This window comes from Microcystis sp. M090S1, assembly GCF_020246295.1.
GTDB classification, from domain to species: Bacteria; Cyanobacteriota; Cyanobacteriia; order Cyanobacteriales; family Microcystaceae; genus Microcystis; species Microcystis aeruginosa.
Genome location: NZ_JADBTF010000373.1, coordinates 1 through 10,484, shown reverse-complemented (window position 1 = coordinate 10,484; position 10,484 = coordinate 1). Strand labels below are relative to the sequence as shown.

Annotated in this window: 10 protein-coding genes; 4 read left to right on the top strand and 6 right to left on the bottom strand. The window is 43.1% G+C overall.

The window, feature by feature from the left end:
- Nucleotides 1-154: 154 nt before the first annotated feature.
- From ribD to IM477_RS16520, 4 genes are all read left to right on the top strand, one after another.
- The gene (gene ribD, locus IM477_RS16535; protein ID WP_287732656.1) at nucleotides 155-1,252 is read left to right on the top strand and encodes a bifunctional diaminohydroxyphosphoribosylaminopyrimidine deaminase/5-amino-6-(5-phosphoribosylamino)uracil reductase RibD; all 1,098 of its coding nucleotides are present in this window, start codon (nucleotides 155-157) and stop codon (nucleotides 1,250-1,252) included.
- Between the two features lie 259 nt (nucleotides 1,253-1,511).
- Nucleotides 1,512-3,485 carry a molecular chaperone HtpG gene (gene htpG, locus IM477_RS16530; RefSeq protein WP_287732657.1) on the top strand — a complete coding sequence of 658 codons (1,974 nt, stop codon included), beginning with the start codon at nucleotides 1,512-1,514 and terminating at the stop codon, nucleotides 3,483-3,485.
- 331 nt (nucleotides 3,486-3,816) lie between these two features.
- A complete protein-coding gene (locus IM477_RS16525; RefSeq protein ID WP_287732655.1) occupies nucleotides 3,817-5,319 on the top strand; it encodes a DEAD/DEAH box helicase in 1,503 nt (500 codons plus the stop codon).
- Between the two features lie 60 nt (nucleotides 5,320-5,379).
- Nucleotides 5,380-5,730: a 4a-hydroxytetrahydrobiopterin dehydratase gene (locus tag IM477_RS16520; protein ID WP_287732654.1), complete on the top strand. Its 351-nt coding sequence runs from the start codon at nucleotides 5,380-5,382 to the stop codon at nucleotides 5,728-5,730.
- On the opposite strand, the gene IM477_RS16515 is transcribed toward IM477_RS16520, so the two are convergent.
- From IM477_RS16515 to IM477_RS16490, 6 genes are all read right to left on the bottom strand, one after another.
- Complete coding sequence (locus IM477_RS16515; RefSeq protein ID WP_287732653.1) at nucleotides 5,727-6,605, bottom strand: NAD(P)-dependent oxidoreductase; 879 nt, start codon at nucleotides 6,603-6,605, stop codon at nucleotides 5,727-5,729. The two genes, IM477_RS16520 and IM477_RS16515, sit on opposite strands and share 4 nt — an antisense overlap.
- A gap of 173 nt (nucleotides 6,606-6,778) precedes the next feature.
- A complete protein-coding gene (locus IM477_RS16510; protein WP_287732652.1) occupies nucleotides 6,779-8,746 on the bottom strand; it encodes a BRCT domain-containing protein in 1,968 nt (655 codons plus the stop codon).
- Nucleotides 8,747-9,187: 441 nt separating this feature from the next.
- The gene (locus IM477_RS16505; protein WP_287732651.1) at nucleotides 9,188-9,412 is read right to left on the bottom strand and encodes a type II toxin-antitoxin system HicB family antitoxin; all 225 of its coding nucleotides are present in this window, start codon (nucleotides 9,410-9,412) and stop codon (nucleotides 9,188-9,190) included.
- Between the two features lie 183 nt (nucleotides 9,413-9,595).
- On the bottom strand, nucleotides 9,596-9,820 hold the full coding sequence (locus IM477_RS16500; protein WP_002762190.1) for a hypothetical protein: 225 nt from the start codon (nucleotides 9,818-9,820) through the stop codon (nucleotides 9,596-9,598).
- The gene (locus tag IM477_RS16495; RefSeq protein ID WP_002762191.1) at nucleotides 9,820-10,071 is read right to left on the bottom strand and encodes a type II toxin-antitoxin system HicA family toxin; all 252 of its coding nucleotides are present in this window, start codon (nucleotides 10,069-10,071) and stop codon (nucleotides 9,820-9,822) included. The genes IM477_RS16500 and IM477_RS16495 overlap by 1 nt, the downstream gene beginning before the upstream one ends.
- Nucleotides 10,072-10,126: 55 nt before the next feature.
- Nucleotides 10,127-10,258: a hypothetical protein gene (locus IM477_RS16490; protein WP_287732650.1), complete on the bottom strand. Its 132-nt coding sequence runs from the start codon at nucleotides 10,256-10,258 to the stop codon at nucleotides 10,127-10,129.
- Nucleotides 10,259-10,484 lie beyond the last annotated feature (226 nt).

Below are 10,484 nucleotides of genomic sequence, written 5' to 3'. Positions count from 1 at the left end.
TGAAATGGAGCGAAAGTCTGTGGACTTTGTGTAAGACAGTACATGGTTTTTTAACCGTGGTATGCAACGGTGGTTGAAGCAGAAACTTAAATCGTGAGGTTTAGGAATCGCCGCACTTTTAGGGCGGCGAGGATGTCAATTGGAGAAATAAACCATGAATCGGGCAACGGAATTCGATCGCACAATGATGCAAAGATGTCTAACCCTTGCTAGGCAAGCCTTGGGGCGGACTTCTCCTAATCCTTTGGTGGGTGCTGTGATCGTTCGAGAGGGTATAATTATCGGCGAAGGTTTTCACCCAGGGGCCGGACAACCCCATGCAGAAGTTTTCGCCCTGAGACAGGCAGCAGAAAAAGCTCGTGGTGCCACTTTATACGTCAATCTCGAACCCTGTAACCACTATGGACGTACTCCCCCCTGTAGCGAGGCAATTATGCGAGCAGGCATTAAAAAAGTGGTGGTGGGGATGATCGATCCTAATCCCTTGGTGGCGGGGAAAGGCATTCAAAGATTAGCATCGGCAGGTATCGAGACGCTGGTGGGAGTGGAGGAGTCCGAATGTCGTCAACTCAATCAGGGTTTTATCCATCGCATCACCGCTAAAAAACCCTTCGGTATTCTCAAATATGCCATGACTCTCGATGGCAAAATTGCCGCTACTAGCGGTCATAGCACTTGGATTACTAGCCCCGCTTCTCGCCAAATAGTCCATCAACTGCGATCAGCCTGTGATGCGATTATCGTCGGCGGTAGCACTGTCCGTCAAGATAATCCCCACCTAACCACTCACGGCCTCTCCGATCATAATCCCCTGCGCGTGGTCATGACTCGATCGCTCGATTTACCCTCCTCCGCCCATCTTTGGGATACCAGTCAATTTCCCACGCTTGTCTATACACAAATTGATTCTAATGTCAAGCTTAAGCAACAATTATTAACAAAAGGCGTGGAAGTGATCGAACTAACCGAGGTGACACCCACTTTAGTGATGGAAAATCTTTATCAGAGGGGATTTTGTCAGGTTTTGTGGGAGTGCGGCGGCGGTTTAAGCGCAGCAGCGATCGCTGAGGGCATGGTACAAAAAATTATCGCTTTTATTGCGCCCAAAATCATCGGGGGAATCCAGGCACCTACTGCCGTGGGTGATTTAGGTTTCCAGTTAATGAGTCAAGCTTTACAGTTAGAAAATGTCACGGTTAATTACCTCAATCCCGATATTTTGATTGAGGGATATCTGCAAAGTGAAAAGTAGAGCTACTGCAATTCCCCCTCAATCAGCAAATCTCAACCAACCGCTTGCAAAAGTCACAAAGTCATCAATAACCCCGATAATCTGGCAATTAACCCTGATTTTTGCGAGCGAGTTCTAGAAATCGCCCCGCTGCCGTCAAATGCGTTTATCGGTACGGTTATCCCCCTAGAAGAAGTTGGGCAATCGCTCTGTGATCAATGGTGCCATTATCGAGCAAAATAAAAAAGTTAGAATAGTCAAACCCTTAGTGATTGAACGTATGACGGTACTCGAAAAAGGTAATATCACGATTCATACCGAGAATATCTTCCCTATTATCAAAAAATCTCTCTACACTGACCATGAAATTTTTCTGCGGGAATTGATATCTAATAGTGTTGATGCCATCTCGAAATTAAAAATGGCTTCTTTAGCAGGAGAAGCAAGAGGAGAAGTCCCCGAACCAGAAATTAATCTCGCCATCGATAAAGAAAATCGTACCCTATCAATTACCGATAATGGCATCGGGATGACGGGGGAAGAAATCAAGAAATATATTAACCAGGTTGCCTTTTCCAGTGCGGAAGAATTTATCAATAAATACCAAAAATCAGCCAAGGATTTAATCGGTCATTTTGGACTAGGTTTCTATTCGGCTTTTATGGTGGCTAAAAAGGTAGAGATTGATACTCTTTCCTATCAAGAAGGTGCTACCCCTGTCCATTGGTCTTGTGATGGTTCTCCAGAGTTTGAATTAACCGATTCTTCCCGCAGCCAAATCGGCACGACTATCACCCTAACTTTAATGGATGAGGAAGGGGAATATTTAGAACCTGCCCGCATTCGCCAGTTAGTCAAAACCTACTCAGATTTTATGCCCGTTCCCATTAAAATTGATGGGGAAGTGATTAATCAACAACGGGCTTTATGGAAAGAATCTTCTCAAAATCTGACTAAAGAAGACTACCTAGAATTCTATCGTTATCTCTATCCTTTCCAAGAAGAACCTTTACTCTGGGTACATCTGAATACCGATTATCCTTTCTTGCTCAATGGCATTCTTTATTTTCCCAAACTCAGACCGGATGTGGATGTCTCAAAAGGACAATTAAAGTTATTCTGTAATCAGGTTTTTGTCAGCGATCATTGCGAGGAAATTATTCCCGATTTCCTGATGCCCTTGCGAGGAGTTATCGATAGTCCAGATATTCCTTTAAATGTGTCTAGAAGTGCTTTAACCAAAGATCGCACCGTTCGCCGCATTGCCGATTTTATTGCCAAAAAAATTGCTGATCGCCTCAAATCTCTCTATAACGAAGACGCAAAAGAATATATTCGTTGTTGGGGAGATGTGGGAACTTTTATTAAATTTGGTTCCCTAAAAGAGGATAAATTTAAACAGCAGGTAGAAGATATTTTAATCTATCGGACTACCTACAAACCCCTAGAAACCCCGGTACAAGTGGCAGTGCAAACCGCCGAAGGTGACGCAGGGCAAGAAGCAACGGCGAAAACTCCCCTAGAAGCGATCGAACAGGAAGGTTATACTACTCTCAAAGCCTACCTAGAACGCCATAAAGAACGCCACGAAAATCGAGTTTTTTACTGTACCGATCCTCGTAGCCAATCCACCTACGTTGAACTCTACAAAAATCAAGGTTTAGAAATCCTTTTCTTTGATTCTTTCATCGATACTAATTACTTTATTCCTTTCCTAGAAAGAGAATACTCCGATGTAAAATTCACCCGGGTTGATTCTGAATTAGACTCGACGCTGCTCGAACAGGATCAAGCTAGTGAAATTATCGATCCCAGTAGTAATAAAACCCGGTCTGAATTGATCAAAGAAATTTTCGCCAAAGCCCTCGAAAATTCTCGCATCAATATCAAAACTGAAGCCTTGAAATCCGATGATCCCCAAGCTACTCCCCCGGCAATTGTCTTACTTCCAGAAGCGATGCGACGCTTACAGGAAATGACGGCAATGATGCAACAAAAAGCCATGGCTTTCCCCGAAGAACATATTCTGATGATTAATACTAATCATCCCCTAATTCAACAGATTATCCAGATTAGTCAGGGAAGTATTGTTACCGGTAGCGGCGAATCTCCATCGGCGCAATTAGCGAAAATGCTCTGTCAGCACGTTTATGATTTAGCTTTAATCGCTCAAAAAGGATTTGATGCCGAGGGAATGCAAGCTTTTGTGGAACGTTCCAATCGCGTTCTGACTAAGCTAACCGAAAAGATTTAATCTATTGCAAAACTTTGGCTGTTTCGATATGCTGAGAGTGTGTTAATTCACACTCTATTTTTTTAGCCTGATCCATATGATCTAGCAATAAGCTATCTTGCCGCCGTCAGCCTTGAATCAGTTATCAGTTATCAGTTATCAGTTATCAGATGTAAGTTTTCAGTTCACTTATACTGTTTACTGTTTACTGTTTACTGATAAGTAGGGAGGCACAATTATTTGTAGGATGGGTTAGCGGTAGCGTAACATGAGCGGGCGTTGGGTTTCATGCTTCAACCCAACCTACGTTCTGTTTACTGATAACTGTTTACTGATAACTGATAACTGAAAAATGCGCTTACCCACCCTCAAATATGAGCGAGGAACCTTAATTCTCCATCCACCACCAAAAGGGAAAAAATGGCTAGATTTTGCCACTTGGGATGATCGTATTGAAAGATTTCGCATTTTGGCACTTCATTATCGTCCTCTCGTGGAAACCCTACAGGAGGAGGGCATTAACTTCCAAGATGAAGCAAAAGCTTTCAACAATTTAGAATTAATTGCCAGTTTTGAACGGGAACCCTACCCCCACCAAACGGAAGCGTTAATCGCTTGGAAAAAATCCCAGAGAAGGGGTGTCATTGTCCTTCCCACCGCTGCCGGCAAAACCTATCTTGCTCAATTAGCTCTACAATCGACTCCCCGCAGTACCTTAATTATCGTGCCAACTATTGATTTAATGCACCAGTGGTATGCTCAGATGTTGGCGGCTTTTCCGGATGCCGAGGTGGGATTATTAGGGGGAGGTTCTAAGGATAATAGTGCTATTTTAATCGCCACCTATCAAAGTGCGGCAATTTATTCAGAAACTCTTGGCAATCGTTACGCTTTTTTGATTTTTGATGAATGTCATCATTTACCATCGGATTTCTTTCGTAAAATAGCGGAAGATTCGATCGCACCCTATCGTTTAGGCTTAACAGCAACACCGGATCGCGGTGATGGTAGTCATCAAGATTTAGATTATCTTATCGGTGCAATTGTTTATCAAAAAAGTCCCCAAGACTTGTCAGGAAAAGCCCTAGCCGATCATGAAATAATTCAAATTAAAGTGAAACTATCTGCCAAAGAACAGGAAAAATATCAAGAAGCAATTAAAATTCGCAATGATTTTCTAAGAAAAAATAATCTCAGTTTGTCTGGTTTAGATGGTTGGCAAAATTTTGTCATGATTAGTGCCAGAAGTAGCGAAGGGCGTCGGGCCATGTTGGCCCACCGGGAGTCGAAGGAAATATCCTCCGGAACCCAGGGAAAATTGCGGGTTTTAGCCGAGTTAATCTGTGAACACCATCCGGAACGAATTTTAATTTTTACCAACGATAATGCCACAGTTTACCGCATTTCCGAGAGCTTTTTAATACCTGCCATAACCCATCAAACTCCCGTGAAAGAACGCCATGAAATCCTGACCCGTTTTCGTCAGGGAGAATACAAAATTCTGGTGACTTCCCATGTTCTCAATGAAGGGGTTGATGTGCCGGAAGCGGGCATCGCGATTATTTTATCGGGAACCGGTTCCACCCGGGAATATATTCAGCGTTTAGGACGGGTGTTAAGAAAAGGCCAACAAGAGGATAAACGGGCGATTTTGTATGAAGTGATAGCCGAAAATACCACGGAGGAAAAAACCTCCCAACGACGACGGGGAGAGCATAAAAATCAAACTAGCTATAAAACCGGTAATCGACAATTGGAATTATTGCCTTCTGCTCCGAAAAAATCTTTTTCTTTCCCGAAAGCTGCCGAATCTTCTACTCCTTGGGTAAGTTCTCCAGAGTCAGAGGAAGAATAGAAAATTTCTCTGGGGGATTTTCCTCTATAATAAAGGTAAAAAATCTGGATTGATACCCCTATGACCGAACTTGCCCAACAAAAATGTCAACCTTGTCAATCGGGTTCTTCTCCTATCACTGCCGACGAAATTACCGCTTTAAAGGCTAAAATTCCCGATTGGAATCTCTTAGAATACGAGGGTATTCCCCGTCTGCAAAAACTCTATAAATTTGCCAATTTTCAAGGAGCAATCGCCTTTACTAATGCCGTGGGAGAAGCAGCGGAAAAAGAAGGCCATCACCCCGCTTTATTGACAGAATGGGGTAAAGTTACCGTTTCTTGGTGGACCCATGACGTGGGCGGATTACATCAAAATGACTTTATCATGGCTGCCCGTACCGATGATATTTATCGTCAACAAAAGGCCTAATCGTAGGCGCGAATCATCGCTTGGGTTCCCTGTTTAATTCCCTTGCCTTCGTCCAATTCCGCTACTGCTTTAAATAGGGTTTCCGCTAAATCTGTCCCGGGCAGAATTTCCCCGGCTGTCTGGGCAGTTTCTTTGACTAATCGCAAATCTTTTAAGATATGTTCAATCATAAAAGCCGGCTGTAAATCTTGGGCGAGGATTTTTGGTCCCAAATTTTCTAAAGCCCAAGAACCCGCCGCCCCCGTTTTACAGACTTCTATGACTAAATTGGGGTCTAATCCTTGAATTTTTGCCATTTTTAGAGCCTCACATAGCGCCACCATGTGAACCGCCCCCAAGACTTGATTACAGAGTTTCACCGCTTGTCCGTTGCCGATTTCGCCACACCAGCGAATAGTTTTGCCCATGGCTTGAAAACAGGGCAGACAAGTCTGAAAATCCGCTTCTTTCCCTCCCACCATAATAGTTAAAGTGCCGTTTTTCGCCCCAATATCGCCCCCAGAGACGGGAGCATCGAGAAAACGGAGATTATTTTCCTCTAGCTTTTTACCAATCATCCTAGCGGCTTGAGAGCCAATGGTACTCATATCCACCACCAGAGTTCCCACCGCTGCCGATTCCATGACACCCCCCGGTCCTAAAATTACCGCTTCCACGTCAGGCACATCCCCGACGCAGGTAAAGACAATCTCGGCATCCCTGACGGCGGCGGCGATACTAGAACAAATGTTCGCACCAGCTGCCCCGGCAATGGTTATCCCCGGCGCCTCTGGGGTACGATTCCAAGCATTGACAGCAAAACCTTGACGGACAAGATTAGCCGTCATCGGCGCTCCCATCACTCCTAATCCTAAAAAGGCAATTTTTTGACTCATGATTTTGGCAATAAAGGGAAGGGGAAGTGGGGAAATGGGGAAGTGGGGAAGTGGGGAAGTGGGGAAGTGGGGAAGTGGGGAAGTGTGGAAGTGGGGAAGTGGGGAAGTGGGGAAGCTGTTTCATCACCCTATCACCCCAAAACCCTATCACCCTATCTCCTGACAACCGACGGCTAAAGTAATTCTACCATTTGCAGAAATTGGGCTTCTGAAAGGGTTTTTATGCCTAATTTTTGAGCCTTTTTGAGTTTCTCACCGGGGGCTTTACCGAGGAGAATATAATCAGTGTTCGCACTGGGGGAACTGGTAACAGTACCACCGACATTAATAATCAATGATTTCGCTTCCTCGCGACTGATTTTGCTGAAGGTTCCTAGTATAACTACGCTTTTTCCCCTTAGGGGATTTTCTGCGGATTCTTGACTCGTTTGGACTATCTCCGCTGCGGGTTGCACTTCTAAACTCGTATCGGCAACCGTGATTTTTTCTGCTGCTACTACCGGAGTTTCCTCGGCAATCGCCGGGGGAGTTTCTGGTTCTTCTACTACCGGAGTTTCACTAATAATTGCTTCTGGTTCATTAGTGGTAATAGGGGCAGTTTGTGGAGAGAAATCGTCTCTTTCTTGTTGTAGGTTTTGAATTTGAACCTCTAAAGCGGCGATTTCTTTTTGCTTAGTTGCTAACTCACCCTCAAACTTAATTTTTTCCTTTTCTAAAGCTTTAGCTTCCGTTTTTTTGACTTCTAAATCTTGAGTTAGTTGACGATTTTGTTGGCTTAATTCCTCGATATGACGGGAAGTTGTGGTTTCTAATTGGTCTTTTTCGGCACTTAACTGGTGTAGTTGAATCTCTAAATTAGAAATGTTTTCCCGATAGGTTTCTAGCTGTTGCGGTAACTGGGTTAATTCCTGTAATTGCCCTTCTAAATCAGCAATTTTTGCCTGAGAATCGGCCAATTGTTGCGGTAACTGGGTTAATTCCTGTAATTGCCCTTCTAAATTAGCATTTTTTGCCTGAGAATCGGCCAATTGTTGCGGTAACTGGGTTAATTCCTGTAATTGCCCTTCTAAATTAGCAATTTTTGCCTGAGAATCAGCTAATTGTTGCGGTAACTGGGTTAATTCCTGTAATTGCCCTTCTAAATTAGCATTTTTTTCGGAAGCAGTGGTTAATTCTGCCGATAATTCGCCTTTCTGGACTTCTAAAGCTTGTAACTCCAGTTTAGCTGCTTCGAGATGAGCGCCGAGACTGTCCTTTTCGTCGGTTATGGCCGCCACTTGAGCGACGGTTTCTTGGAGTTTTATAGTTAAATTGTCGCATTCTTGGACTAAAGAGAGCGATCGAGTTTGACTTGCGGCTAAATCTTCGCTGAGAGACTTTTTTTGCTGCTCTAACCCGGTAATTTGACCCTGTAAGCTGGCTATTTCCTGCTGTCCTCGCTCATACTGTTCTGTTTGGTGAGCCAGATTCTGTTCCAAGGTTTGAATTTGACCTTGCCAGCTGGGAATTTGGGCGGCTAAATCGCTTAATTCTTGGTTTTTATGCTCTAAATCGGCCACTTTCGCCCTTAATTCCTCGGCTTTTTCTAGCTCTTGCTGTAAGAGAGTTTTATCCTGTTCTAGGGTCTGAATTTGACTATAGAGAGAGGTGGTCTGTTTTTTGGTCAAATCAAATTGACGGTTAATTTCACCTTTTTGCTGCTCTAAAGTTTGAATCTGTGCCTCTAGGCTAGTAATTTGGGCTTTTTCTCCCTCTAATTGCTCCATCAGACCAGCTTTCTCCGCTTCTATTTCCTTAGCGGTGGTTTTCAGGTGTTCGATTTCACTCTCACCTATGTGGACAGCTTGCTGGAGGGACTGGAGAGAATTTTCTAAATCCGTAGCTTTGTGCTGTAATTGGGCGGAATGTTGTTCTATGTAAATTATTTTGGCGTGCAGCTGCTGATTTTCGTCTTTTAAATCTGATTGCACCACTTCTAAACCCTTGACTTGAGCCAACAAATCTGAGCTACTTTGCTGTAATTGCGCTTGTGCGGCTAAAAGGGAGGTATTTTTGCTGACGAGACTAGAGCGCGACCAGAGGAATAGTCCTCCGAAAACAGCACTTAAACCTAATCCTTCATAAATTAATTCGTTGAGCATATCTACCCTCCTAGACAAGCGAAAAACAGTCACCTAACCGAACTGATGCGGCAATTTTGGTTATAGACCTACATCTCTACTTATATCAGTTACGGGGTACATTCGGGGGAAGGGCGGGGAAAAAGTCACTTCTTTCACCCCGGTGGAAAAAGGTGATTTAGCTATTCGCGTCATGCTAACCTGTATCTGATCCCATTCTTGGGTGATTTCCCAGTCAATTTCTTCCTGATGATTAAAATAGTAGCCCATGGCCGCATGAGCTTCGGTTGACTTTAAATTAAGGGTGCTGTCGGCATATTTCTTCCACAGACCAACCGGAGGTAATATAATCCATAACAATCTGTGCGACTCGAATACTTTGACTCAAATCCTTGTTAGACTTGGATTATAGCATTTTTACCAAGCAACATTTTATACTAAACCCGCTTAAGTTTCTGCGTTTCATGCGGCCAAGAAAGTAACAGACTCTCGAATCACTTCTTGTCCTTGCAGTTGCTCTTCAGCTAATATACGATTAGCTTCTAAGACTAGCTCAATTGCTTCCTCTAAATTGCTTCTAGTTTCTTCTAGAGTCTCTCCTTGAGTATTAGCTCCTGGCAATTCTTCGACAAAACCAATATAGCCTTCGGGAACTTTCTGGAATATTTTTGTTAGTTTTAGTTGCATGATTTACCTCAGAATTTTAAATTATATAACCCACCATCATTAAAGACGAGTGTAGAAACCCAACTAATGTCCTATTATCAAATAATTATCAATGATTTTGCCCGGTTATCGGATGGGGTGTTGGGTAACAGTCGTCAACCCAACCTACCTTCTACCTTTCTATTTTCTCATAAAGCTATCTATTCACCGCTCATGGGAAGATAAGGAATAAGTCGGTTGATTAGGGTTTTTATTCAGGGTTTGACAATCCGTTAAGTATTGTTCAATGACGGTTTTAAAAGCTTGTTCTAGTTCATCAACGGAAAGACCATCAAAAACGATAATATCTTCTATGTTGATGACACGACCAAAAAATAAGCGATCGTTTTCATCGTATTCAATCACAGCTTCATAGCCTTTGTATTGCATTAATTTACTCCTGCTTTAATTAAAAATTCACGAAGAGCTTTAATTTGGTATCTTTTGAGTTCTTTTTGGGGGTGAGGGGAATGAATGTTAAGGGAAATTTTGTTAAGGTCAAATCGCACTCTTGAGCCATCGCCTTGAGTAATATTACCTCCTAACGACTGAATTAAGTTAAGGATATCATCCCAAACGATGTTACGGCGGATGGGATCGGCAAAAATAGCGTCATAGGTTTTTCGCTGTTTTTTGTTCATTGGCTAATTATAGCTTGATTGCTAACCCAATACCTTGATGGTATAAGTGTTCGACTCAATCCCAGGAGCTAAAACCGCGATCGCCCTTAATCCCTTTCCCCCAAAATTCAAACTGCGATCGCATTTTTAATTGATAGTTGATAATGAATAGTTGATAATTATCCATTGTCAATTGCCTATTATCCATTGACCGCGATCGCCTTTTGACCTTTGACCCCTTCCCCTTAAACTGCGATCGCTGATTAGTTGATAGTCAATAATTGATTGAAAAAACACGGATGAGAAGCTAGGGACATTTTTTCTGGGCCAAGTCGCTAGAATGGGACTAGACTTCTCAAGCTTGAAGAATCTTCCTATGTCAGACGCTGTAACGATCGCCGATATTTACAAGTTATTTGAAAGAACTGAGGCCC

Excerpts from the sequence above, each read along its gene's own strand:
- ribD (WP_287732656.1), top strand. The coding sequence starts at position 155 with ATGAATCGGGCAACGGAATTCGATCGCACAATGATGCAAAGATGTCTA.
- htpG (WP_287732657.1), top strand. The coding sequence starts at position 1,512 with ATGACGGTACTCGAAAAAGGTAATATCACGATTCATACCGAGAATATC.
- IM477_RS16525 (WP_287732655.1), top strand. The coding sequence starts at position 3,817 with ATGCGCTTACCCACCCTCAAATATGAGCGAGGAACCTTAATTCTCCAT.
- IM477_RS16520 (WP_287732654.1), top strand. The coding sequence starts at position 5,380 with ATGACCGAACTTGCCCAACAAAAATGTCAACCTTGTCAATCGGGTTCT.
- IM477_RS16515 (WP_287732653.1), bottom strand. The coding sequence starts at position 6,605 with ATGAGTCAAAAAATTGCCTTTTTAGGATTAGGAGTGATGGGAGCGCCG.
- IM477_RS16510 (WP_287732652.1), bottom strand. The coding sequence starts at position 8,746 with ATGCTCAACGAATTAATTTATGAAGGATTAGGTTTAAGTGCTGTTTTC.
- IM477_RS16505 (WP_287732651.1), bottom strand. The coding sequence starts at position 9,412 with ATGCAACTAAAACTAACAAAAATATTCCAGAAAGTTCCCGAAGGCTAT.
- IM477_RS16500 (WP_002762190.1), bottom strand. The coding sequence starts at position 9,820 with ATGCAATACAAAGGCTATGAAGCTGTGATTGAATACGATGAAAACGAT.
- IM477_RS16495 (WP_002762191.1), bottom strand. The coding sequence starts at position 10,071 with ATGAACAAAAAACAGCGAAAAACCTATGACGCTATTTTTGCCGATCCC.
- IM477_RS16490 (WP_287732650.1), bottom strand. The coding sequence starts at position 10,258 with ATGGATAATAGGCAATTGACAATGGATAATTATCAACTATTCATTATC.